This window comes from Cupriavidus sp. 05T41 (assembly GCF_056396525.1).
The window spans coordinates 1-24,806 of record NZ_JBFTLQ010000028.1; the positions used below are offsets into that span (position 1 = coordinate 1).

Consider the following 24,806-nt stretch of genomic DNA (forward strand, 5'->3'; position numbering starts at 1 on the left):
AAAACTCAAAATCATTGAATCACCTTAATTGGAGAACATCGTGTCGAACGCCAAACTGCAAGTCCTGACCCMGCGCAACAGCCAGCTGATCGTCATCGACCACCAGCCCCAGATGGCCTTTGGCGTGCAGTCGATGGACCGCCAGACCATGAAGAACAACGTCGTGGGCCTGGCMAAGGCAGCGAAGATCTTCGACGTGCCGACCACGATCACCACCGTCGAAAGCGATTCGTTCTCCGGCTAYACCTACCCCGAGCTGCTTGACGTGTTCCCYGGCAAGGAAACGCTGGAGCGCACCTCGATGAACTCGTGGGACGACCAGAAGGTGCGCGACGCACTGGCCGCCAACGGCCGCAAGAAGATCGTCGTGGCCGGGCTTTGGACCGAAGTCTGCAACACCACCTTCGCACTGAKCGCCATGCTCGAAGGCGACTACGAGATCTACATGGTGGCAGATGCCTCGGGCGGCACGACCAAGGAAGCSCACGACTACGCCATGCAGCGCATGATCCAGGCCGGCGTGGTGCCSGTGACCTGGCAGCAGGTCATGCTCGAATGGCAGCGCGACTGGAAGAACCGCGACACATACGATGCCGTGACCGGCCTGGCCAAGGAACATTCTGGCGCGTACGGCATGGGTATCGACTATGCCTACACGATGGTGCACAAGGCTGCGCAACGTACGGCAACCACGCACGAATCGATCGCGCCTGTGCATGCGCCGGTGATCGAGCACTAATCACCTCCAGTCGGTGCCGAAGGCTTGCTGAAGCTTTCGGCACCATGCAAATGATCGGCGCGGTGGTTGGCGAGTTCCTGTCGGCGCAGCGCGGTCTTGGCTTTCTGAAGCCGCCACCGGCGACGCGGCTGTTCCAGCGCCGCACGACTAACGTCATACCGATTCCTTCCTTTGCGCCGATTCGCCCGCCCCCGACAATGAGCCACCGTCKGCAATGCGGGCGCTGCGCGGGACATGCTGGTCACGCGTAGCGCCCGCTTCCGGCTCATTTCCATTCGGGGACCATAACTATGAACAAGCGGGTKCGCGCCCTCATCGTGGCGCTTGGGGTTGGCATTGGCGTGGTCGCAGGCATCGGATCCGCCTTGGCGCAAGGTGCGCCGGACAAGACGAAGATCAAGGTGGGCATCTCGGCCGGTAACCAGGAGCAGATCTTCGACCTGGTCAGGAAGGTGGCCGCCCGCGACGGCCTGACGATCGATGTGGTGGTGTTCAACGACTACCTGCAGCCCAACGAGGCGTTGGCATCCGGCGACCTGGACGCGAACGCCTTCCAGCACAAGCCATTCCTCGACAGCCAGATCAGGACGCGCGGCTACAGGATAGTGCCGGTTGGCTTGACGATCACTGCGCCGCTGGGGATTTACTCCAAGAAGTATCGCGGCGTCGATGAACTTCCGGAGGGCGCGAAGATCGGTATCCAGAACGATCCGTCAAACGGCAACCGCGCATTGTTATTGCTGCAGAAGGCAGGACTGATCAAGCTGAAAGCAGGCGTGGGCCAGAACGGCGTCAACGCGACGCCGCTCGATGTGGTGGAGAATCCGCGCAAGCTCAAGCTGGTGGAACTCGACGCCGCCCAACTGCCGCGCGCGCTGCCCGACCTCGCGGCGGCATCGATCAACAATGACTATGCCTACCAGGCGGGACTGTCCTTGCAGAAAGACACCATCGCCATTGAGGATGCACGCGGCCCGTACGCCAACCTGATTGCCGCGCGCCCTCAGGACAAGGACAAGCCGTGGGTGAGCAAGCTCGTCAAGGCCTATCAATCCGACGAAGTGCGCAACTTCATCAATGCGCAGTTCAAGGGATCGATCATCCCCGCGTTCTGAACCACCGACAAACKGATACAGCGGCACCCGAGCGCGATGCCCTGCCTGGTCGCTACTCCGCCACGATCTTGCGCTCTGTGGCGATCCGTTTCCACAACGCCAGCTCTTGCTTCATCCGTTTGCCGAACACGTCCGCACTGGCGGCGGACGGCCGGGCGCCGTCCTGGGCCAGCGTCGCCTTCAGGTCATCCGATGTCGCCACCGCCGCGATCTCGCGGTTAAGCCGTTCCACCAGCGGCGCCGGCGTGCCGGCCGGCGCCAGCACGCCCACCCAGATGTCGGCCACATAGCCGGGAACCGATGCGCCCAGAGGCGGCAGATCCGGAAACGCAGGATTGCGCTCGTGCGACGTCACGGCCAGCGGACGCACCTTGCCCGACTTGATCAGCGTGGCCAGCGAACTGTAGTTGGAGATCATTACGTCGATCTGCCCGGCCGCCAGGTCGATCAACGCATTGGACGCGCCCTTGTACGGCACGTGCATCATGCTGACACCCGACGACACGCACATCAGTTCCGTGGCCATCTGCCCCAGCGAGCCGACGCCGGCGGACCCATAGGTGATGCTGCCCGGCTTGGCTCGCGCTGCGGCCAGCACCTCCGCGGGCGTGCGCGCGGGCATCGCCGACGACACGGCCAGCAGCATCGGCCCATCGGCCACCATGGCCACCGGCGCAAAGGCCGTGAGCGGGTCGTACGGCGAGTTCGGTTGCGTGGCCGCCGCGGTCAGCAGCGTGGATGACGTCAGCAGCAGCACCGATCCATCGTGCGGTGACTTGGCGACGAAGTTGGACCCCACCACACCGGCCGCACCCGGCCTGTTCTCCACGATCACGGTCGTGCCCAGGCGCCGAGCCAGACCTTGGGCCAAACCGCGAGCGATGACATCGTTGCTGGCGCCGGCCGTGAACGGTACCACCAGCCGCACCAGCGGCGGCACCGCGTCGGGCGCCGCTGGCGCAGAAGTCTGGGCGCCTGCGGCCCCAGCCGCGCCAACCAGCAGCAGCGCCGCCAGCAGACGGCCTGCAATGTCAAAATACGTCGTTCGATACCAGCGCATTACGGCACCTCCGGGATCAGCGTGGAAATGAAAATGACATCATTCAAGGGGGCGAGCCGCTCAGGCCGGCACGTCCAGGTCCAGCAGCGGCGCGTACTGCTGGGCCCCGAAGATGTCGCCATCGCCCGCGCAGCCGCTGGGGCGGTTTCGATAGATCGTGAACTTGATGGCCAGCGCGGGATCGTATTCGACGAAATCGGAGATGCGCTCCACCGGAATGCGGTACAGCGCGGCCATCGATTCGCGCGTGATCGCGCGGGATCGCTTGACGCGCTCATACTGCGCCGCCTCGCGAAAGATGATGTCGAACGTGATCTTGTTCACGCCGGCGTTCTTGCTGCGGATGGTCTTGGCCAGTTCGTGCAGTTTCTGAGTAGGCATATTMGGCTCCAGGATGGCTTGCATCAGACGCCCGCGTGGACGAGGTGTGTGGGAAACAGCGCCAGCGGATCGTGCACGGCGATGGTGTGGTTGAGCGTCCAGCGGTAAGCCGCGCTCGCGTGCAGCACTTCGTCCAGCGGGAACGACACCGATCCGGCCGTGCCCTTCACGTCKGGCAGCCGCGCGTAGAACATCTGGCGCAGCCCGGTCATGGTCACTTCCTCGGCCATCTCGCGCGTGGGCGCMACGCCTTGCACCAGCACGGCGAGCTCGTGGCCGGGCCGGTCGCGCAGCGGCTCCAGCTCGCCCATCACGCCGTCGCGCCCGTAGACGCTGTAATGAAGCTGGTAGCCTTCGTCGCCAAAGCGCAGTCGCACCTGCTCCCGGGCCCATGCCATGACGCGGTCGATATTGGCGATCGTGTATGGATCGCGCACGCCGCACAGCCCCACGTAGCGTTCGCCCACMTTGCCAGAGCCTTCGAGCTTGACGCGCACCGCTTCGTCAGCGTGGAAGCGCGACCCCGTGATCCGGGTGGTGCGCTCGTCCACCTGTTCGTAGCGGCAGTCGCGCATGTCGAGGCGGCCGCCGGCCACGAATTCGTCGTATGGATTTGAACGCTCGTACATCGCATGGCCCGCCACGGACGCCACGGTGCAGCGCTGCTCGGGGTGCATGGCGGTGACGCGCACATCGTCGTGCGAGATCGTGCCCATCACGGTCTCCTTGCCGCCATAAGGCTCCGCGCAGAACGACGCGCATTCCAGCACCTTGCCCAGGTAGTACGCCTGGTCCGCCGAGAAGCCATGATGCAGCGCGGGCGCGGCGAACAAGGCCGCGTCGGAGCTGCGGCCCCCGATGATGACATCGGCGCCCTGGCGCAGCAATTCGACGTACGGATGCACGCCGGCCATGGCGACAACGCGCTCGGTGGCAGCKAGTTCGTCGTGCGTGAGGTCGGCAAAGCCGTCCAGCCCCGTGATMGCATCGCCGTCGTYGAGTCTCGCGCGCAGCAGGCCCTTGTCCACCTCGGAATAGAAGTAGCCGAGCTTGAAGCGCTTTAGCCCGTGCTGGCGGGCCAGGTCCTGGATGATGCGAACGTACAGGTCCACACGGCTGTTGGTGCCGGTATCGCCAGCCGAGCCGATGATCATCGGCACGCCAAGCTTGCGCGATGCCAGCAGCATCTGCTCGAGGTCGTGGCGCTGCCATGCCTCGGGGCTGGTCGAGGTATCGGACCCCAGCGGCACTGGCCCCACGTCATCGCTGCCCGAGTCGGCGGCGATGTAGTCCGGCCCGGCTTCCACGCCCAGTTCGAAGCTGGCGATGCGCAACGGCGCAAAGCCAAGATGGCCGTTGGGGCAGATGATCTTCAGTGACTGCATGTGTCAGGTCTCCAGAGCGTTCGCGGGCACCGATGCCCGTCCTGGAACCCTTTCAGCGAAATCCATGCCAGACTCAAGAATTGACAATTCTCCTTTTAAATCAACGCACTAAACGGAACGCAAAAATACCATGCGCGGATTTAACGCGCGATTCACACGCAGCGCGTGCGATTTTCACGCATCGGTGATACCCAGCTTGATCATCTGGTGTCGCAATGCATGGCGCGTCAGACCGAGCCGTTCCGCTGCGATGCCGATGTTGCCGTCGGCGTGGCGAAGCGCAGCGCGTACCAGACCGGTCTGGAAGCGAGCCGTCGCCGTGGAATAGTCGAGCCCGCCGTCGTCCTGCGGATTGTCGTGCACATCGGTGCCTGCGTCGCCACGGGCCCGCGGCGCGGGCAGCTTCTCCGTGGCACGAGCGCCGGAGACCTCGCGCAGGATACGCGCGGGCAAATGCCCGGGCAGCACCGTATCGCCCTCCTCCAGCAGGCAGATCCGTTCGAGCAGGTTCTCCAGCTCGCGCACATTGCCCGGCCAGCGATAGCTGCGGAAGATGCGCGCCACCTCGGGGTCGAAATGCCGCATCCGACTGCCGTACTGCAGGTTGTAGCGTTCCAGCGCCGCATGGGCCAGCAGGAAGATGTCGTCGCCGCGCTCGCGTAGCGGCGGGATATTGATGGCKATGACTTGCAGGCGGTAGTAGAGATCCTCGCGAAAATTCCCTGCGTTGACTTCGCCCAGCAGGATCTTGTTGGTGGCCGCGATGAAGCGCACGTCCACGCTGATCGGTTTGACCGCACCCACGCGCCGGAACCGTCGGGTATCGAGCAACGTGAGGATCTTCGACTGCATCACCGGGTCCAGCTCACGCACTTCATCCAGGAATACCGTGCCGCCATTGGCCGCCTCGATCAGCCCTTCCTTCTTGACCACGGCCCCGGTGAATGCGCCTCGCTCGTGGCCGAACAGTTCCGATTCCAGTAACTGGGCTGGAATCGCCGCGCAATTGATATCGATGAAGTCGCGCGCGGCGCGGGCAGACTGCTCATGGAGCATCCGGGCAATCAGGCTCTTGCCGGTCCCGGTCTCGCCATAAATCAGCACCGTGCGGGCCTGGCTGCGCGCGACGCGCGTCACCAGGTCGCGCAACGCGACGATGGACGGATGATGACCAACTAGATCGGACGATTGAGGATGCATGTGTATTGGATGGCCGTGCAGCAGCAGCCGTAGACCGTATCAGATGTAAATGTGTCACCGTTGCCGCAGAAAGCTGTCAACTCGCGAGCCGGTGCAAGGGCAAACACCCGCTCGGCTTTGCACCGCAAAGGCGTGAAGACAGCGAAAGGAATCTACCACGAGCGAAGCCGGGGCCGGCCGGACCGTCAGGGCGGCCAAATCAAGATCCGGCTAACGGCCGGCCGACKGTACTAATGCTGGAGCCGGGCCCCGCTATCGCCCTGCTTCTTTGTGTTTCGACGCCATGCGCTCCTGCTGGGCGGGGGGCGTCGGATCGTAGTGGCTGATCTGAATGCTGTAGTTGCCGTGTCCGCCAGCGATCGCGTTCAGGCGCGATTGATAGTCGTTGAGTTCGGACAATGGGACCTGCCCTACAACGACCACGGCGTTGCCGGCGGCCGTGCGTGTGCCGTGAACCTGCCCGCGCTTGGCGGACAGGTCGCCGATGATGTCACCCATCGACGCTTCCGGCGTCATCACCTCAATGTCCACGATAGGCTCAAGCAGGATGGGCTGGGCTTTCAGCACCGCATCGACGAAGGCCTTCCGCCCCGCGGAGACGAATGCCACTTCCTTGGAGTCGACTGGATGGCTCTTGCCGTCGAAGACGGTGACGCGCACGTCCTGCATCGGGAAGCCGGCAAGCGGTCCGCTGTCGATGACCTGCAGGATGCCCTTTTCCACGGCGGGAATGAACTGGCCTGGGATGGCGCCGCCCTTGACGGCGTCGACGAACTCGAAACCAGTGCCTCGCGGCAGTGGCTCGACGCGCAGCATGACTTCGCCGAATTGCCCGGCGCCCCCGGTTTGCTTCTTGTGGCGATAGTGCCCCTCGGCGCTGGTGCCGATGGTTTCCCGATAGGCGATTGTCGGTGGCCGTGTCACGACCTCGAGCTTGTACTGCTCGGAGAGTCGCTMCAGCATGAGGCGCAGGTGCAACTCGCCCAGGCCGCGTACCACCGTCTCGTTGGTGCCGGCCGGGTGTTCGATGCGCAGGCACGGGTCTTCCGCACTCAGTTTCTGCAGAATCTCCMAGAGGCGCTGCTCGTTGCCTCGGCGTGCAGGCTCGATCGCCAGACCATAGATGGACATGGGGAAGTGGAGCGGGGTCAGGTGGATGTTGCCGTCCTCGGGGGCGTCGTGCAGCACGGCATCGAAGCCGATCTCGTCGACCTTGGCCGTGGCGCAGATATCGCCTGGCCCGGCTTGCGTGACGTCCACGTGCTCCTTGCCCTGCAGCATCATGAGATGAGCGACCCTGAATGGCTGGCGCCGGTCACCGATATAAAGCTGGCTATCGCGCCTGATCGTGCCCTGATGGATGCGAAACACGGCYATTTTGCCGATGTATGGGTCCATGACAATCTTGAAGGCGTGGGCCAGCACATGCCTGTCCGCGACCGGCTCGGCGCGCACGACTTCCTTGCGGCCGCCAGCGTCGCGATAGAAGAGCGGCGGGTTCCCTTCCAAGGGATTGGGCAGGAGCCGGACGAACACATCGAGCAATTCCGCGATRCCRGCGCCGTTGGCCGCTGACGTGAAGCAGATCGGCACCAGATGACCTTCGCGCAGCGCCCGTTCGAAGGGCTCGTGCAACTGCTCCGGGTTGATGGCCTCGCCCTGCTCCAGGTATAGCTCCATCAGGGCTGGGTCGATCTCGACCACTTGATCGACMAGCGCGTTGTGCGCCGCAGCAACAGACAGGAAATCGGCGTCGCCGGCAGGGTTGAAAAAGCAATCCACCACCTCGCGGCCGCCTTGCGCCGGCAGATTGATGGGCAGGCATCCCATGCCGAAGGTCGCCTGGATTTGCGTCAGAAGCCCCGGAAGGTCGACCTTTTCGCCATCAATACCGTTCACGATGATCATTCTGCAGAGCTTGCGTTCCTCCGCCCACGCCATCATGCGCCGGGTGGTCATTTCGATGCCGGTCTGTGCATTGATGACGATGACGGCAGTCTCTACAGCGGGCAGGACACTGATCGACAGCCCCGAAAAGTCCGGATATCCGGGAGTATCCAGCAGATAGATGCGCGTGTCCCTATAGTGCAGATGGACKACGGCAGAGTTCAGCGAGTGATGATATTTGCGCTCGAACGGGTCGAAATCGCTGACCGTGGTGCCGCGCTCCACGCTGCCGGGCGCGTGTAAGGCGCCGCCCTGGTGCAGCAGCGCTTCGACAAGCGATGTCTTGCCACACCCGGCATGCCCGACCAGGGCGACGGTGCGGATGGCATCGGGACTGTATCGCATGGTCGCCCTCGTCCAGTGATGGATGTGGGGTCATTATTGGCGAAAAAGGACGTGTGTGCCATACGGGGTAATCTATATGAACGCTTCCCGTTTGCGCACACCTTCAGCGATATGCCGGACTCGTCAGCAAGTGTCTGGCGCCTGACAAGCCCTAGCCCGAGTATCCGGCAGGTGAATCCTGGCCGGAATGGATGACCGAAAGTCCTATGCCGAGCCAGTTGCGATCAGATCCCTGACGGAAGGCGAGGCTGCGAAGCGCACAGGCAAAACTGCAAGCCGTGCAGTTCTATTCGTAGGTTATGTATGCATTCTGCTCACTTCGGGTTTGCTCGCACTTTAGCCGCTGTGGATTGGACTTCAGCAACGCGTACGAGCTCCGCAGCGGCCMCGCATAGAACGACGGTGCGAGTGAAGCGCTAAAGCCCTCAGCGAATAGCTGCGTAGTCTGATATGAGTTCGCCCACGCAAGCAAGGCATCCCAAGAAGCCAGCACAAGACAGGCAGGAATCTCAGACAAGGGAGTCGGATCTTTTCCGCCTATGCTTGGGCACCACACATCAGGAGACCACTATGCCCATTGAACATCCCCGCTATCGKGTAGCTGCTGTCCAGGCGGCGCCAGAGTTTCTGAATCTCKAGGCAACCATTGACAAGACGATTGCGCTCATCGAAGAGGCCGCCCGAGGCGGCGCAAGTCTCATTGCCTTCCCTGAAACGTGGATACCTGGCTATCCGTGGTTTGCCTGGCTTGGTGCGCCGATCTGGGGAATGAAATTCATCCAGGCATACCACGACAATTCGATGGTCATCGACAGCGTGCAGTTTGAGCGCGTCGCCCAAGCGGCATCGCGTTGCAACATCACCGTTGTGCTTGGCTTCAGCGAGAAAGACGCTGGAAGCCTGTACATTGCCCAGGCCATCCTGAGCCCTGAAGGGAAGACCATTGCCACGCGCCGCAAGCTGAAACCCACGCATGTCGAACGCGCGATCTTCGGCGAAGGCGACGGCAGTGACCTGGCTGTTCACGACACCAACCTCGGCAGGGTTGGCGCCCTTTGCTGCTGGGAACATCTTCAGCCACTTACCAAATACGCGATGTATGCTCAGAATGAGCAGGTCCATATCGCCGCCTGGCCCAGCTTCTCCCTTTACGTCGACGCGGCTTACGCGCTCGGACCAGAGGTAAACAACGCCGCGAGTCGGTTGTATGCGGTCGAGGGCCAGTGCTTCGTGGTTGCGCCGTGCGCGACGGTTTCGCAAAAGATGATCGACATGCTTTGCGAGACACCCGAGCAGCAAGCGCTCCTCAAGCTGGGGGGCGGCCACGCGCAAATCTACGGTCCCGACGGACGGTCGCTGGCCGATCCGCTGCCTGCGGACGCGGAGGGGCTGTTGTATGCGGACATTGACCTGGCCGCCATCACCCTCGCGAAGGCAGCTGCTGATCCGGCCGGGCATTACTCTCGCCCTGACGTGACACAACTGCTGCTGGACCGCAATCCAAAGCCTCGTGTCGTGTATGCGAAGCCCAGCCAAAGCGCAAACGGCAACTCCGCGGGCATGCGGGCCGTCGAGCATACCGAGCTCGAAGAAGGTGAACAGGCCTGAGCGTTCAAACGACGCCTCGGTTCAAGCCGTCTCACAGGGACTGGACGGCCCGGCTGCTAGTCGCGCGAGCGGAACGCAGCCGGGCTTTGGCCGAACCGCCTCCGGAACGCGCGGCTGAAGTGTGCGGGATCGTTGAACCCCCAGCTCAGAGCGACCTGCTTGATGCTTAACCCGGAACAGGCAACGTCGAGCAGCGTCGCCCGACATGCCTGCAGCCTCTGATCCCAGATCCACTCGGCAAGCGAACACGGTTCCACCTCGAACACCCGATACAGTGAGCTGACGGACATACCGAGCGCTTCGCTGATCGAGCTGATGCTCAAGTCCGGGTCGGATAGATGTTCGTKAATATAGGACTTGATCCGGTTCAAGTGAAACAGCTTCAAGGTCGGTAGCGATCCGGCCTGCGAAGCCGGCAAAGTCGCAAGAGCCGCAGCGACGAGATCGAGCACGGCGTCGGAAACAGACGCCTGTGTCTGACCAGCCATCGCCTCTGCATGCTCTGGCAATCCCGCCACCAACTCCCCTAGCAGGCGCCCTATGCCTTGACTGCCGCGAATGGCGACGGCCGTCAACCGCTCCGCCGACGGTGCTCGCACCCGCAGCCGGTCGCGTGGCACCGTCACCACCAGTTGTTCGAAGTCCTCCCGGAACACGAGTTCATAGGGACGCGTGCTGTCATAGATCGCAAAATCGCCAGCTGCAAGTACCGCACGTCGACCATCTTGGCGTACTTCCCCCTCACCTGCCAATTGGAAGCTGACCAGGAACAGTTCCTCCTGAGTCTGCCGGATCAGTCGCGAAGTCCGTCGCACATGCTGGCCACTGGAATTCACCACCGCAAGTTCAATGTCCGCGAGATCGCTCTGGGCGATGCAACCAGAAAACTGCCGCCCTCCATTGAGCTTGGCGGGGTCAACGTCCAGCTTGACGAAGGCGCGACTGATAGCGTCTCGCCAATAGTCCAGCCGCTCGCCGACAGGTGCGGAATCGGTACTTGTGCGTTTCATCGTCTAACCCATGAACAGGACATCGGTGAGTCCTGGATTGATGCCACTCGCTGAACAGCACAAGCCCGCGCACGCCATTTCCGGTGAGCAATCAGCCATCGCACAACATGCTTTCAGGAATCCACGCGTGCGTCGCGGCGGACCGCTTGCGGCGGACGGCCAACTGTATTGACCCGCCGCACCTCAAGCGACGTGGATTAGGCTTGAGGGGGGGGTAAGGGACATCAGCCAGACGATTTCAATAAACCGGGTAACAAGCCCCAAGTGATTTGGGCTTGAGGACACCGCGTCACAGTTCGGCGACGAACCGGCGGATGGCCGCCGCAACTGCTGATAATTGCCGCTTCGTGACCTGCAATCGACAATGAGCTTATCGAATCAGGACGGCGTCTCAGCTGCCGGAGAGCCATCCTCTCCGGCAAGACCGCGGTTCAGCTTTCGAAAGGGGCGTGGTCGAGYAGGTCGCAAACGTTCGGAATCTCGAAACCATGCACGTGACGACGTCCGATATCTGCTAGTCCCGTGCCAATTGCCGTGTGGGGCTTCTTCCGTGCAACTTCAGCTAGCGCCGCCTGAAACGCGGCTTTGAATCCCAGACGCGGATAGAGTTGCAGGACATCGTCGATGAGGGACGGTGTAAGTTCCTCGATCCAGAGCCCCATGACGTCCACATGGGCACCCATGTGGACAAGAGCGACTTCCGGCTCCTTGCGGTCGGCGATGCCGGCGCTGGCGTGAAGCGCGATCGCGTCCCAGACCAGTTGTGCCTTCGATTCCGCGTAGCCGTTMGCCAGCAGGAATMGGCTGGCGGCATCGGCGCCATCGACTTCAAAGCGTTGATCGGCAGCAAATTCTTCCGTAAGTCCCAGGTCGTGCAGCAACGAGGCAAGGTAGACGGCCTCGCGGTCATACTTCAACCCACGCTTCTGACCAAGGAATTCAGACCACCACCACGTCCGGTGTACGTGACCCCACATCGCTTTGGAATGGACGCGCTCGACGAGCGAGGCAGCTTTACGGGTAAGCTCGGAATCGGGATCGCTAACGCCCCCGATGATGACAGGTGTGCCCACATGTCCTCCGCAAATATCAAGTTGATCAGGTTCCCAGTGTAGGTCGCCCGGGGTTGGCAAAAATGACTGTTTTTGGATGATTTGTGCCAGAATGGGCTTTTGGTCGGAAGGCGAGGCCTCGATGAGGGAACGGAAGACATCACGCGGCCCGCGTGCAGGGGCGATGCCGAGGCGAGTTGTGATCTTGGGATTGCCACCCGTCGATGCGCTCGACGTCATCGGCCCGGCGGAAGTATTTGCCTTCGCGAATCGGCTTCACGAGGGCAAAACTGCACCCTATGCACTGGAACTGGTTTGTGCGGGCGCCGACATATACATCGAGAGCGAAACCGGCATTGGACTCAAGGGACACAGGACGCTTGAACAGGAGCGTCGTGCACACAGGCCAATCGACACGTTGATCGTGGCTTCGGGCTTCAGATCATCAGATCAGCTGGACAAGGCCACCATGGAGTGGCTCCGAACGCGCGCGCGGACAGTGCGGCGCATATGCTCGATATGCGTCGGAGCGTTCGCATTGGCTGAAGCAGGACTCCTKGATGGTCGCAGGGCAACGACCCATTGGGGTGTGGCGCAAAGCATGGCCGAACGCTATCCCAAGGTGCAGGTCGATCCGACTCCAATATGGGTGAAAGACGGAAACATCTACACCTCCGCTGGAGTATCGGCGGGTATCGACCTTGCGCTTGCCTTGGTCGGCGAAGACATGGGGGACAATGTGGCCTTGGAGATCGCCAAGAATCTTGTCCTATTCTTGCGACGTCCGGGCGGACAGGCGCAATTCAGCGTCGCCCTTCAGTCCCAGCGCACGGCCGGCTCAAGCCTGGATGAACTGTGCCTCTGGATCAGCGAGCACCTCGAAGCGAGCCTTACGGTAGAAGTCCTGGCAGATAGGCTCGCAACCAGCGTCAGGACGTTGATACGCACCTTCCAGCGAGAACTGAAGACTACGCCAGCAAAGTACGTCGAGGCCGTCCGACTCGAAGCAGTGTGCCGGGCGCTCGAACTAGGTGGGCGGTCGACGGAGGAAATCGCACGGCGCTATGGCTACAACAGCTTTGACGTGCTACGCAAGGCGTTCACGCGTCGGTTCGGGGTGACCCCAAAAAATTACGCAGAACGCTTCGCGAAGGATAGCGCAGCGAGCTAGGTGCTTGCGGGCCCGCGATGGGCACCCGGAAATGTTCCACCGTCTGCCTGGCGCGGATCGCCCGCTACAGTCAGTCCGGCATGGCGCCGCGGCCGTCCCAGCCCCGCCCGTGCGCATTGCGGTAGCGCACCGCGCCCGAAAGTGKACACCGGACCGAACGTGCTKGCCAACGACGGCCCATATCGTCGTGGCCGTACTCTTGCTTCAGTGCTTGTTCGAGGCCCCCAGAGCGGGATCGGCCCGGCCGAGGAAGAACCGCAGTACCAGGCGCTGGATKACCGTTCCGTAGGGTGGATAGAACAGGTCGATGGGGAAGAAGCGCTGCCGCTTGAACACGGTCTTGGCATGGGACAACTCGCGAAAGCCCTCTTCCCCGTGATAGTTGCCCATGCCCGAGTTGCCGATGCCGCCGAAGGGTGCGTCGTGATTCACCACATGCCAGCCCCAGTCGTTGACCGAGACGCCGCCCGAGTGCGTACGGCCGAGTAAATCGTCGCGCTCGGCGCGGTCGCGGCTGAAGCAGTACAGGGCCAGGGGCCGCGCGTGCTCATTGATAAAGCCGATCGCCTCGTCCATCGTGTCGTACGGGCCGACCGGCAGGATGGGGCCGAAGAGTTCTTCGGTCATCACCAGCATGTCGGGGGTGACGTCCGTAACGATCTGCAGCGGCAGCGTTCGCTCTTTGCCAACTGGCATCGGCCCGCATGACTCGATGCGCGCGCCCTTGGCGCGCGCATCATCGAGCAGTCTCTGGATGCGTTTGTACTGACGCTCATCGATGATCGAGGTGTAGTTGGGGTTGCCGGCCGTCTTGTTGTCAAAGAACTTTTCAAACGTTTGGCATTGGCACGCAGGGTCACCGCTCAGCTCGAACAGCACTTCCTCGATATCGCGCAGGCTCAGCATAGGGCGCGGATATCGGCGGGGTGGTGCCGAGGATTTCCGGACATCGTTTGCCCATTATCTGGCTAGATCTGTGCCACTCGAGACGCTTCAATAGAAGCCAAGAGCAACACTCACCGCCGGCCACAAGCCMGCACAGCGGCAATCCCAACCTAGAGTACCCATGAACCCCTCTCTATCTACGATCCCGGAACTCCTGGCCGATCTCGCTGCCGGCAGCTTGGTGATACTGGTCGACGATGCAGACCGAGAGAACGAAGGCGATCTCGTGATCGCCGCCGACCACATCACCCCGGATGCCATCAATTTCATGGCCAAGCATGGTCGCGGGCTAATCTGCCTGACACTGACACGCGAGCACTGCCAGCGCCTGCGCCTGCCACCGATGACCACTCGCAATGGTGCTGCACACGGCACCGCGTTCACGGTCTCCATCKAGGCGGCCCGCGGCGTCACTACCGGGATCTCGGCGTCCGACCGCGCCAGAACCGTGCAGGCAGCGGTTGCACGAGATGCAACACCGGGCGATCTCGTTCAGCCGGGGCACATCTTTCCCTTGCAGGCCCGTGACGGCGGCGTACTCGTGCGGGCGGGGCACACGGAGGCCGGCTGCGACCTTTCGGCGATGGCAGGCCGCTCTTCCGCTGCCGTCATCTGCGAAATCATGAACGACGACGGGACCATGGCCCGCATGCCAGACCTGGAGATCTTCGCTCGCAGGCATGGTCTCAAAATCGGATCCATTGCAGATCTGATCGAGTACCGCAGCCGCAATGAAACACTGATCAAGCGAGTCTCCGAGCAAATACTGCACACTGCACAGGGCGAGTTCAACTGCATCGTCTTCCGTGACCACCTCGGAGGAACACATCTTGCGCTAACGTGCGGCCAGTGGTCGGCTGCCGACKAAGTACTCGTTCGGGTGCATGAACCCATGTCGATGATGGATCTTCTAAGTGTGAATACCAACCGGCACTCCTGGTCCCTGTCGGGAGCACTTGCAAAGCTGCAAGCCTCGGGGAGAGGTGCCGCCCTGCTTTTGAACTGTGGCGAGGATCCGGAAGCCCTGGCGTCGCACATGTCAGCGCCTGACGGTGGCGCGCTTGATCAAAAGCCAATGGACCTGCGCACGCACGGCATTGGAGCGCAAATCCTGCGCGATCTGAACATCGCCAGGATGACGCTCCTGGCAAGCCCACGGCGTCTGCCAAGCATGGCCGGCTATGGGCTGGAGGTGGTGTCGTTTCTGGAAGCTCCGGCCGCGATAGCCAAAGCCAACCTTTGGGCGGCCTAGCCCCACCGCCATACGCCCCAACATCGAGAGAATTTGCATGTMCGCMGCTGAACAAATAGACATCATGACCCCGCTGGAGCACCATCATCTGGAGAGACTGCGCGACGCCCGGAGGCTACGGTTTCCGGCCATATCCGCAAAGCCAACCGGGCTGGTCGAGCGTTGTGGCGAGGCCAGGCTACCGCTCTCTACCGGCACCTTTCTGGCGATTGCATATCGAAGCACCACKACCGGCCTGGAGCATATTGCGCTAGTGATGGGAGATCCCGCACAAACACCGGGATGTCTGGTCCGAGTGCATTCCGAGTGCCTGACCGGCGACGCATTTTCGTCACTCAGATGCGACTGTGGTGAGCAGCTCCAGCTTGCATTCCGTCGTATTGCAGACGAGGGCTGCGGCATCGTTGTCTACGTACGCGGCCATGAGGGCCGGGGCATTGGACTTGCGGAGAAGATCCTCGCGTATCGGCTCCAGGACGCGGGGTTCGATACCGTCGACGCCAATACCCATCTCGGCCACGCCGTCGACGCCCGCACGTACGATGAGGCGGCCCATATTGTCCTCGACATTGGCGCCAGCACAGTGAGATTGCTCAGCAACAATCCCACGAAGCGGGCAGCCCTGGCTGCGCACGGGCTGAATGTCCTGGCACAAGTGCCCTTGCACATTCCCGAGAACGCCGAGAATCGGCGCTACCTGCGGACCAAGCGAGAGAAAATGGGTCATCTGTAGATGCAGCCCTTAATGCCAACATAGACCTGGCGTACGCGTCCGGCGCCGGACACGATCGCTGCAGTTGACCGACCAACTGCGTGATCGACGAATGCCTGCGATAGGGGATCACGCACAATCCCCCTCCAATTCATCAAGTAGTGCGCTGCTGCGACCGCGGGGCGAGACCATTCGCCAGTATGCGATGTGAACCGACAGAATCCACACCGACGACACACCCGTGCCCGCGGGCCACACTGGGGGCGGCGGAGGGTGGGTCGACTGCAACTGGCGATGCTCAAGGCTGGCCAACCGTTGCCATGTGTCGCACATGGTAGCGTTTCATTCGCGAAATCGCTTCGGTCCGGGTTMGCAGTCTCAGCCGCTGCAGGATGCCGGACACGTGCTGCTTGACCGTATTCTMCGTTAAGCCCAGGCGCCGTGCGATGACCTTATTTGGCAATCCTTCAAGTAGCAGAATCAGGACTGAGCCCTGGCGCTGGGTCAGGCCCATGGCTTCCGGGGTAATTTGGGTACGCTGTGCCGATTCGGTCGTTCTATCCTGCACGCCTGCCGGCGCGGCGGTGAGTGACAAGCTGCCACCCGTCTGCTCGGCGCCCACGCGCAGTTCCAGGAGCGAGATTACTTCAGCACGGGAGCGCAGGTCGAGCCGCTGCAAGATGGCAGACACATGTTCCTTCACCGTGTTTACAGCCAGACCGAGACGGCGCGCAATGAGCTTGTTGGATAATCCCTCGAGAAGCAAATTGAGTACCGTTCCCTGGCGTTGGGTAAGACCCAGCCCTGCGGGCGGCGCCGAAGTGATTGTCCCGACCTGCCGAGTGGGGCTGTTGTCGTCCCGTGCGCCGGGATTGGTACGCGAGTGCTTACAGCCTGGGGCCTGTGCTAGCGGTTGGCGTTTTGCAATCAGAATGGCTTGCTTGCGCCTGGTTACACCAAGCCGCCAGATGACCGCAATGTCGTGCTCCTTGGCAGCCCTTTCCGTCATGGAGAAATGCTGCGCTACCACMTTGTCGGGCAACACTTCAAGCAGCAGAACGAGGACGGCGCATTGCTGCTCGGGGAACACGCCTGAATCCGCCACGGCGTCGKCATTCTGTGTGAATCCGCTTGCTGGCGTTTGCGCAACGACAGTTGCGTCATCCGCCATATCCACCCGCACTACGATCGGGAAGGAGCTGGCCTTCTGAGGATCGTTGGCGGTCGCTGCCAGTGACGAATTCGCGCTACTGAATGTGGCCACGAAAGGCAAGCTGTCCATGGCGGCAGGCCTGGAGCCGGTTGAACTCCCAGGATGGACGCGTCCAGGGATCACGCCTCCCCTGGTCTGCAACGCTCGAGGAAGCGCCGCCTCCCTGTTGACAATCGCGAGCTTTCCCCCATGTCCCATCCCGATGGCCGGATGATGGGTGTCTTTGGCCTGCATACCTTCCATCGTTGCCTGCAACTCCTCGAACTGCGTCGTGGTCAGTTCGGCCACGACGCGCAACGTGTCCCTAAATTGCTCTGAAATCATMTTCTTGTTACGTTTTCCCCATGACCCATGGTTCCCGCACTGGTGCCAGTGTTCGCCCCAAAGAGTGGAATGTGGAGCGTGGAGCTTTGCTCGGCCTCATCGCGAAGCGCCGGGATCGTTCTCTATTGCATCGCTGAATTCGTGGGTCGCACGACGGGCGGGGATAATCGAGATATGCATGCCACCGCGAGCCGCATTGCGAACGGTGCCTCCGTGAGTGGCGTTACACAACTCAGCGTTCGCGATTGTCTGGTGTTCAGTATGACAAGGCCGGCTCTTCAGAATGCAGCGAGGCAGACAGTTGTGCCCGCCGACGAAGCCAGGGGGAAGGCCGGTACCGCGGGTCGCCGCTCAGTTGCATCATGTTGTCGAGCAACTTCAGCACCGTACGCGCTCCCAGACGATCACCCCACGTGAGTGGCCCCATCGGATAGCCAAGACCAAGCATAACTGCCCTATCAATATCCGCCGGAGTTGCGATCCCCTGCTGTGCCATATCACAAGCGATATTTATGATTGTCGCCACGATCCGCTGGGCCACAAGCCCCACGCTGTCCCGCACAATGCTCACGCCCGCGCCATCGGAGCCGAGCGCACCGTGAGCCGCACGCCGAAAAGCCGGGTCCGTCACGGGGGAAAGCATCAACGTACGCCGTCGGGAAGTATCAAAGCAGAGATCCAGCCCGACTGTGCGTCTCGCATCCAATAGCTCCCGTGCGCAGCAACTGCTGACGTCCTCACCCAGAGGCGTCACGATACATAGCGCTTGCGCACTGGGACAAACACTGCTTTCCAGCGGTGTCCCCAAGGCGGTGAACAGATCGACCGCTCGCTGAGCCAAAACCGGATCCGCCGGACTAATCCACACGGCGCTGGGCCGATCCTGCGGCAGCGCCTGCGCTTTCATCCGGACCGGACTACCCTCGACGTAGCGGTAGTATCCTTCCCCGCTCTTTCGTCCGAGCAGGCCTGCAGCGCGGCGCTGGGTCGCCAGCACTGATGGGCGGAAACGCGGCTCGTCAAAGTATTGCCGGTAGACCGATTCCATCACCGGCACGGAAATGTCGAGCCCGACCAGATCGAAGAGTTCGAAAGGACCGAGCCTGAACCCCGCCTGATCCCGCATGATCGCATCTATCTCCAATGGGGTGGCAACGTCCTCGCCTATTAGCCGCAGCGCTTCAGTGCCGAATCCACGGCCGGCGTGATTGACCACGAAGCCAGGAGTATCCTTGGCGCGGACCGGAGCGTGGCCCAAGCGCTTCGCCAGTCCCATCATGGCGTCGCCAATCGCACGATCGCCCCGGACGCCATCGATGACCTCGACGACCTTCATCAGCGGAACCGGATTGAAGAAGTGGAAACCCACGACTCGCTCCGGCCGCGCGCAGGCGGCCGCGATAGCAGTTACGGAGAGTGAAGAGGTATTCGTCGCGAGAACGCAGCCGGGTGAGACGATTGCCTCCAGCGCGCGGAACAAGGCCCGCTTCGCCTCCAGGTCTTCGACAATCGCCTCCAGCACGATATGGGCAGGTCTGACGTCATCGAGCACATCGACCGTTACCAGCCTCCCGGCGGCAGCATGGGCATCCTCCTMCGGCAAACGCCCCTTCGATGAAAGGCGGGACAGCGCGCTAGCCACGGCACCCCGCGCCTCCTCGGCTGCCCCGTCCCGTGCGTCATACAGCAGGACAGTGATCCCGCCCAGTGCCGCGATCTGGGCAATGCCCCGGCCCATGGCGCCCGTACCTACTATCGCTAGCACGAGCTCTGGTGAAGCTGGATCAAGTACCATCTCGTATCACTTATATTCCCTGCACTTCGCTCGGCCTAGAGTGCAAATAAAGCTGGTCTTGCGCGCCGTATTCGCAACCGCAAGCATTGAGCGTGCCCATGGCGCCGCCGTCGGCGCAGACAAACTTCGCAACAGTGTGGCCCGTTGCGCCTGAATCTTCCGTCTAGTGGGAATCCGGAGTGCCAACGACCGGGGCAGTTTATGTGAAGCGACGTCGTAAGATGCCCTCCGTTTTGCTGCCACCCCGCCCTCCCTAAGCAGCCTTCGCAATCATCTGATGCGGGTCGATCACAAACTTCTTTGGCGCGCCGGAATCAAAGGCCGCGTAGCCCTTGGGAGCGTCGTCCAGGGAGATCACCTCTACACCCACCACTTCCGCGATCTTGAGCCGGTCCCAAAGAATGGCCTGCATGAGAGAGCGGTTGTACTTCATCACGGGTGTCTGTCCCGTGAAGAAGCTGTGCGACTTCGCCCAGCCGAGGCCAAGGCGGATGCTCAGCGCCCCGCGCTTTGCCGCTGAATCGACCGCACCGGGATCATCCGTAACATACAGGCCAGGAATGCCAATCTTGCCGGCCGCGCGGGTTACCTCCATCAGCGAGTTGAGGACCGTAGCGGGCGCCTCTTGTTGCGCGCCTGCATGCCCATGCCCTCTCGCCTCAAAACCGACCGCATCAACGGCGCAATCGACCTCCGGCTCACCAAGGATCTGCTCGATCTGATCGGACAGCGTGGCATCCAGCGAAAGGTCCACAGTATGGAATCCGACCTGGCGCGCATGCACCAACCGTGCCGGCTTCACATCGCCCACAATCACCACGGCTGCGCCCAGCAGTCTTGCCGATGCCGCTGCCGCTAGCCCGACCGGACCAGCACCCGCGACGTAGACTGTACTGCCTGGCCCCACGCCGGCACTGACGGCGCCGTGATAGCCCGTCGGCAAGATGTCGGAAAGGCAGGTCAGATCGAGAATCTTGCTAAGCGCCTGCTCCCGGTCAGGGAACTTCAATAGATTGAAGTCCGCATACGGCACCATCACATACTCTGCCTGCCCGCCGACCCAGCCGCCCATGTCGACATAGCCGTACGCGCCACCGGCACGCGCCGGATTCACCGTGAGACAGACACCGGTATGCTGCTCCTTGCAAGTCCGGCAACGCCCGCACGCGACGTTGAATGGCACCGAGACGATGTCTCCACGCGCCAGTGTCTCAACGTCGCGACCCACCTCCACGACCTCCCCGGTGATTTCGTGCCCGAGAATGAGACCCTCCGGCGCGGTGGTMCTGCCGCGCACCATATGCTGGTCGGATCCGCAGATATTGGTMGAGACGACCTTCAAGATCACGCCGTGATCAATTCGGCGGCCACGGGGATCTTCAAGTTTCGGAAAGGAAATGTTCTGGACTTCGACAACGCCTTGGCTGATATAGGCCACGCCACGATTGGTACTCATTGATGCCTCCATATTTATGCGACCCACCTCGGTGGGTCAGTGACTTGGCCGGTTACCAGTTCCAGCGGAATACGATATTCGGCGTCGTGCGAGACTTGTTGCCGGCGCTGTTGAGAACGTTGTTGCCAGTGACGGAGTGGTGCTCCAGGCGAAGGCCCAACGCGAACGCATCCTTGGGCCCAAAGTTCACGAACACTTCCGGTTCAAGATAGATGTCCACCCCGCCGCCGATGATCGGGCTGAAGTAGACCGGTCCGCTGAATGTCGCGTTCAGACCTGCCACGCGAAATGGAATCAGGAAGAACAGGCGGAGCAGCGGCCGGGTTCCCTGCACATCGGTGGGGCCTACCGTGTACCACTTCTTCCTCGCAAGGATCGAAGTCTCGAGCATCGATCCCTTTGTGAACGGTAAATCCCAATACACGCTGAGGCMTGCGGAAACCGCCCGGTAGTGCGAGTAGCTGCCGTCTTCCACACGCACCATGGCCAGCACATCCTGGATCGGGCCATAGGACAGATTGGCGCCGGTGCTCTTGGACAAGCTCAGATGCGAATTCCAGAGAAAGTAGTTCTGACGGTTCGAAGTATCCTGCCCAAGGTCACGGCCCCTGTAGGCATCGAACAGGACATAGTTATCACCCAGGGCATAGGTTCCAAAATKCTCGAATCGCAGGGTCTCGCGGCTTCCATTGGTGCCCGTTCCCATGACATAGTCATTGGGATCGCTCGGCGCATAGGCGAACTGGATATTGGTCTGCGAGTAATTCTCTGCGCGCGGACTCGCGCAGAATGATGCGAGTGCCAGGACCGTCGTCCATTTAAGCGCCCCATGGGGTGCTTTCTTCAGTTTCCACATGGCGTCAGATTTTCTAGTTAGCTGAGCTCAACCGTGTTCGCCTCCMAAGGCGAATTCCGGAACTTGGGGGATTTCGCCTGCCCGCGCCTACCTGCCGCCCGGCAGATATCGGGTATCGATGACTACCATTGGATCAAGGACGTTGGACGACAAGCCTTGCGACTTCGCCACCCAGTCCCACGTTGCGTTCACGCGCTCGGGACTGAAATTGCCGCGGCCATCCTTCTTGCTTATCTCGTTGTCKATCAACGACACCGATGCGCCAAACTCCTCGCCCGCCACCTTTGCGTCCAACCCGGGAACGATCTTCGCCATCGCCGTGCCGACCGCCGTGGGATTCGCGACGGCCGCGACGCTGGCCTTGTTGAAGGCGTCGAGAAAGCGCTTCGCAAGCTCCGGCTTTTCCTTCAGGAAGTGCTCGTTTGCGACAATGACGTAGCCATACCCGTCGTATCCATAGTCGGACCACTTAAGCACGCGCAGGGACTTCCCCGCCGCCTTCATGACCGACGCCGCTGTCGGAGCGCTGGTCACCCAGTCCAGGGCGCCATCCACTTGACCGCTGGCGATAAGCGGTGCGAGTGCCCCCGCATCGACCTTCATCAGCTTCACACTGGCCGGATCCACACCGTTCTTCTGCAGGAACAGCGGCCAAACCACGTTGACGCTTGAATAGACGGAGGTTGCCAACTTCTTGCCGGCAAGATCCTTCAGACTCTTGACCGGCAAGCTTTCGATCAGGTGAATGGAATCCGGCTTCTTGTTGTAGATGCTGTAGATCACCTTGATCGGCAATTTCTGCTGCGCAATTGCGGCATAAACCGCATCGATGCCCACCGCCGTCATATCCGCCGAACCGGACGCCACCCTGGTGATGGCATCGCTTGACCCGTTGCCACTACGGATCTCGACATCCAACTGCGCTTTGCTGAAGTAACCATCGGCCTTGCMCAGATACTCGATGCCGTTAGCGCCACTGGGTATCCAACCGAGCTGATAAATGATCTTGTCGGCGGCCCGGGCTGTGCCCATGACGCCCGCCAACAGCCCAACAGCAACTACCATTGCGTTCAACCGATGCTTTCTCATGGGAACCTCCTGACAAGAATTTCACGACGCAGCTACCCCTCCAGGTCTGCCGCTCACGCGGCCCCGGAAGAAGGTGTGTAAAGGATTGGAAGACGACTTCAGTCTGGCTGCGCAGCCCCCAGGCCCAGCGCTACCATGGCCCTGCGATACTCGACCGACATGCGATCCGCAGGTATGTGGATCTCATTTMTCAGGTCGAGAGGCAATGCTTGCGGACACTGGGCCACCACCTGCGAAAGGTCTTCAACATTGATCCGCTCGGTGAACTCGATCAGCGCTTGAGGATCAAATTTCCGGCTCTCATCGACCACAATCTGGAATATCTTGGTGGTCCATGCCGTCATGGGTGAACCCACGTCGAATACACKATAGACGGAGCCGGAATCCGGATGGTGGACCCGTACCGTGCATGAGAACGGCAGCGTGGTCTCATAGCGATAGACGGCACGATTGAACCTCGGCTCATCTGCGGCAGACCCTTGCCCCTCCTCGACATAACGAGTCCGCTCAATCACGTTGGTCTCGAACGCCAGGTTGAGGCCGGACACGGAGACTTCGTAGGGAGGGATCACAACCTCGGGGCCGCCAAACGTCGAGGTGTGCACCCACGGCACATGACAAAGATCGCTGAAGTTCTCGATATGGCGGGCAGCGGACGTATCCCATACACTGGGCGGCACAATTGCCACCGTCCCGGAACCATTCTCCACCTGGGGCCACTCGGGAAGGTCCGCACGAGGCTCGTTGCTCAAGCACACCCAGACAAAGCCATAGCGCTCCTTGCAGAGATAGCTCTGGAGGCATAGCTTCTTCGGTATCGGCAAGTTCGGCGCCAGCGCGGGAATCCGCACGCATGTCCCGGCGGCGTCGTACTCAAATCCATGAAATCCGCACACCAKATTGCCATCCTTGACCKACCCGAGGCTCAGTTTTGCGCTCCGATGCGGGCATGAATCCCGCGCGGCCTTGACGCCGTCGCATGATCGGTAGAGCACCACCGGGATGTCGAGCAGTTCCACCCCAACCGGGCCGTCGGAAACTTCCGTTGACAGGGCCACCGGATGCCAGAATGACGCAAGGATCGCCCAGTCCGACTCCGTGAAGCCGCTATCGGCCGGTCGCGGGCTGTTGGGTGTTGTGTTCTTGATGGGGAGGAACATTCTTTCTTCTCCTTAGAGGTCGATTGTCAGAGTGGAATCCGGTTTTCCGCGGGATACGCACACCAGCATGCAATCACCGCGCGCCCGCTCGCCTGGCGACAAGTAGTGGTCTCGGTGATCGATGTCGCCACACAGCACTTTCGTCAGGCAAGTGCCACAAATGCCCTGCTCGCAGTTCAACTCCGGCTGAATGCCGTGTTGCTGAAGGACCTCCACGACACTGGTTCCCTCCGGCACCATCGCTTTGATGCCGGAGCGGACCAGGACGAGCTCGAAGGCGCCACCGCTTTGCGTGAGCGTCGGCGATGCCGCGAAGTATTCGGTGTGTAGGTGAATGTCCGCCCGCTCACGTACGGCGGCGGCCACAGCATCCATGAATCCTCCAGGGCCGCAAAGATAGACATGCGTTCCCGGCACAAGATCTGCCATGGCACGTCGCGCATCAAAGCGCTGGGCCACAGAGCCGTCGTCATGATGAAATACGACCATGGATGCGAATGGCGCCTCTTGCAGTTCGCGACGGAACGGCGTCCGCGCCACCGATCGTGTTGCGAAATGCAGGACGAAGGGGCGACCACTCGCATGCATCCGTTTAGCCATTGCCAGCAACGGCGTCACGCCGATGCCCCCACCGATCAGCACCGCCGGCGCAGAACCCGCGTCCAGGGCAAATGCGTTGCGTGGGCACCCAACCTTGACCTGCGTCCCGGTACGAACGATCTCATGCATGCGCCTTGAGCCGCCGCGCCCTCCCTGCTCGCGCAATACAGCTATCACATATCGGTCACGTTCCCGTTCATCGTTCAGAAGGGAGTACTGCCTGACCGGCCCCCCGGGAACGTGCACGTCGATATGCGCACCTGCCGTGAATGGCGGAAGCACACCGCCATCGGCCCGCACGAACTCAAACGAACGGATCCCATCCGCTTCGTCCGCCATCCGCTTGACTACGAGATCCATGACTTCGCCCATGTCACACCTTCCTTCTTCG

At 61.5% G+C, this 24,806-nt stretch carries 20 protein-coding genes and 2 pseudogenes; 6 read left to right on the forward strand and 16 right to left on the reverse strand.

Annotation, left to right across the window (positions count from 1 at the left end; genetic code table 11):
- The first annotated feature begins 40 nt into the window (after window positions 1-40).
- A complete protein-coding gene (locus AC1DKV_RS17830; protein WP_477137718.1) occupies window positions 41-739 on the forward strand; it encodes a hydrolase in 699 nt (232 codons plus the stop codon).
- A 290-nt stretch (window positions 740-1,029) separates the two neighbouring features.
- The gene (locus tag AC1DKV_RS17835) at window positions 1,030-1,854 is read left to right on the forward strand and encodes a MetQ/NlpA family ABC transporter substrate-binding protein (protein ID WP_441620811.1); all 825 of its coding nucleotides are present in this window, start codon (window positions 1,030-1,032) and stop codon (window positions 1,852-1,854) included.
- Between the two features lie 52 nt (window positions 1,855-1,906).
- On the opposite strand, the gene AC1DKV_RS17840 is transcribed toward AC1DKV_RS17835, so the two are convergent.
- The 5 genes from AC1DKV_RS17840 to fusA all read right to left on the reverse strand — a co-directional run bounded on the left by AC1DKV_RS17840 (window position 1,907) and on the right by fusA (window position 8,172).
- A complete protein-coding gene (locus tag AC1DKV_RS17840; RefSeq protein WP_441620813.1) occupies window positions 1,907-2,914 on the reverse strand; it encodes a tripartite tricarboxylate transporter substrate-binding protein in 1,008 nt (335 codons plus the stop codon).
- 60 nt (window positions 2,915-2,974) lie between these two features.
- Window positions 2,975-3,295: a DUF4387 domain-containing protein gene (locus AC1DKV_RS17845; protein WP_441620815.1), complete on the reverse strand. Its 321-nt coding sequence runs from the start codon at window positions 3,293-3,295 to the stop codon at window positions 2,975-2,977.
- 23 nt (window positions 3,296-3,318) lie between these two features.
- Complete coding sequence (locus AC1DKV_RS17850; protein WP_477137719.1) at window positions 3,319-4,680, reverse strand: acyclic terpene utilization AtuA family protein; 1,362 nt, start codon at window positions 4,678-4,680, stop codon at window positions 3,319-3,321.
- A 174-nt stretch (window positions 4,681-4,854) separates the two neighbouring features.
- Entirely contained in the window at window positions 4,855-5,880 is a 1,026-nt protein-coding gene (locus AC1DKV_RS17855; RefSeq protein ID WP_441620819.1) for a sigma-54 interaction domain-containing protein, read from the reverse strand.
- Window positions 5,881-6,132: 252 nt separating this feature from the next.
- Window positions 6,133-8,172, reverse strand: coding sequence for an elongation factor G (gene fusA / locus AC1DKV_RS17860; protein WP_477137720.1), 2,040 nt, complete (start codon window positions 8,170-8,172; stop codon window positions 6,133-6,135).
- Window positions 8,173-8,742: 570 nt separating this feature from the next.
- Between fusA and AC1DKV_RS17865 the strand changes: the two genes are divergently transcribed.
- On the forward strand, window positions 8,743-9,780 hold the full coding sequence (locus AC1DKV_RS17865) for a carbon-nitrogen hydrolase family protein (protein ID WP_477137721.1): 1,038 nt from the start codon (window positions 8,743-8,745) through the stop codon (window positions 9,778-9,780).
- Between the two features lie 56 nt (window positions 9,781-9,836).
- Here the strand turns inward: AC1DKV_RS17865 and AC1DKV_RS17870 are convergent, their stop codons facing one another.
- Both AC1DKV_RS17870 and AC1DKV_RS17875 read right to left on the reverse strand, forming a co-directional pair.
- Window positions 9,837-10,790 (reverse strand): AraC-like ligand-binding domain-containing protein, encoded by a 954-nt coding sequence (locus AC1DKV_RS17870; RefSeq protein WP_477137722.1) that lies wholly within the window; start codon window positions 10,788-10,790, stop codon window positions 9,837-9,839.
- 431 nt (window positions 10,791-11,221) lie between these two features.
- Window positions 11,222-12,082 carry an HD domain-containing protein gene (locus AC1DKV_RS17875; protein WP_477137723.1) on the reverse strand — a complete coding sequence of 287 codons (861 nt, stop codon included), beginning with the start codon at window positions 12,080-12,082 and terminating at the stop codon, window positions 11,222-11,224.
- On the opposite strand from AC1DKV_RS17875, the gene AC1DKV_RS17880 reads away from it, so the two are divergent.
- Window positions 12,042-13,013 (forward strand): GlxA family transcriptional regulator, encoded by a 972-nt coding sequence (locus AC1DKV_RS17880; protein WP_441620829.1) that lies wholly within the window; start codon window positions 12,042-12,044, stop codon window positions 13,011-13,013. The genes AC1DKV_RS17875 and AC1DKV_RS17880 overlap by 41 nt on opposite strands.
- Window positions 13,014-13,217: 204 nt before the next feature.
- On the opposite strand, the gene AC1DKV_RS17885 is transcribed toward AC1DKV_RS17880, so the two are convergent.
- The gene (locus AC1DKV_RS17885; protein WP_441620831.1) at window positions 13,218-13,919 is read right to left on the reverse strand and encodes an aldehyde dehydrogenase family protein; all 702 of its coding nucleotides are present in this window, start codon (window positions 13,917-13,919) and stop codon (window positions 13,218-13,220) included.
- Window positions 13,920-14,079: 160 nt separating this feature from the next.
- Here AC1DKV_RS17885 and ribBA point away from each other — a divergent pair, with 160 nt between their 5' ends.
- Together ribBA and ribA are read left to right on the forward strand one after the other, a co-directional pair.
- Window positions 14,080-15,210, forward strand: coding sequence for a bifunctional 3,4-dihydroxy-2-butanone-4-phosphate synthase/GTP cyclohydrolase II (gene ribBA / locus AC1DKV_RS17890; RefSeq protein ID WP_477137724.1), 1,131 nt, complete (start codon window positions 14,080-14,082; stop codon window positions 15,208-15,210).
- Window positions 15,211-15,274: 64 nt separating this feature from the next.
- Window positions 15,275-15,943, forward strand: a complete 669-nt coding sequence (gene ribA, locus AC1DKV_RS17895; RefSeq protein ID WP_441620956.1) for a GTP cyclohydrolase II — start codon at window positions 15,275-15,277, stop codon at window positions 15,941-15,943.
- 277 nt (window positions 15,944-16,220) lie between these two features.
- Here the strand turns inward: ribA and AC1DKV_RS17900 are convergent.
- From AC1DKV_RS17900 to AC1DKV_RS17935, 8 genes and pseudogenes are all read right to left on the reverse strand, one after another.
- Window positions 16,221-16,454 (reverse strand): annotated as a pseudogene (locus AC1DKV_RS17900) (response regulator transcription factor); the annotation flags it as partial.
- Window positions 16,455-16,550: 96 nt separating this feature from the next.
- Window positions 16,551-16,733, reverse strand: a pseudogene (locus AC1DKV_RS17905) (response regulator transcription factor); the annotation flags it as partial.
- A gap of 982 nt (window positions 16,734-17,715) precedes the next feature.
- Complete coding sequence (locus tag AC1DKV_RS17910; protein WP_477137725.1) at window positions 17,716-19,254, reverse strand: 3-hydroxyacyl-CoA dehydrogenase; 1,539 nt, start codon at window positions 19,252-19,254, stop codon at window positions 17,716-17,718.
- 253 nt (window positions 19,255-19,507) lie between these two features.
- The gene (fdhA, locus tag AC1DKV_RS17915) at window positions 19,508-20,710 is read right to left on the reverse strand and encodes a formaldehyde dehydrogenase, glutathione-independent (RefSeq protein WP_477137726.1); all 1,203 of its coding nucleotides are present in this window, start codon (window positions 20,708-20,710) and stop codon (window positions 19,508-19,510) included.
- 52 nt (window positions 20,711-20,762) lie between these two features.
- On the reverse strand, window positions 20,763-21,566 hold the full coding sequence (locus tag AC1DKV_RS17920; RefSeq protein ID WP_477137727.1) for a hypothetical protein: 804 nt from the start codon (window positions 21,564-21,566) through the stop codon (window positions 20,763-20,765).
- Window positions 21,567-21,653: 87 nt separating this feature from the next.
- A complete protein-coding gene (locus tag AC1DKV_RS17925; protein ID WP_477137728.1) occupies window positions 21,654-22,655 on the reverse strand; it encodes an ABC transporter substrate-binding protein in 1,002 nt (333 codons plus the stop codon).
- Between the two features lie 98 nt (window positions 22,656-22,753).
- Window positions 22,754-23,815, reverse strand: a complete 1,062-nt coding sequence (locus AC1DKV_RS17930; RefSeq protein WP_477137729.1) for a Rieske 2Fe-2S domain-containing protein — start codon at window positions 23,813-23,815, stop codon at window positions 22,754-22,756.
- 12 nt (window positions 23,816-23,827) lie between these two features.
- Window positions 23,828-24,787, reverse strand: a complete 960-nt coding sequence (locus AC1DKV_RS17935; RefSeq protein WP_441620845.1) for a PDR/VanB family oxidoreductase — start codon at window positions 24,785-24,787, stop codon at window positions 23,828-23,830.
- Window positions 24,788-24,806 lie beyond the last annotated feature (19 nt).

Coding starts and splice junctions, on each gene's coding strand:
- AC1DKV_RS17845 (WP_441620815.1), bottom strand. CDS start 3,295: ATGCCTACTCAGAAACTGCACGAACTGGCCAAGACCATCCGCAGCAAG.
- AC1DKV_RS17935 (WP_441620845.1), bottom strand. CDS start 24,787: ATGGGCGAAGTCATGGATCTCGTAGTCAAGCGGATGGCGGACGAAGCG.
- AC1DKV_RS17840 (WP_441620813.1), bottom strand. CDS start 2,914: ATGCGCTGGTATCGAACGACGTATTTTGACATTGCAGGCCGTCTGCTG.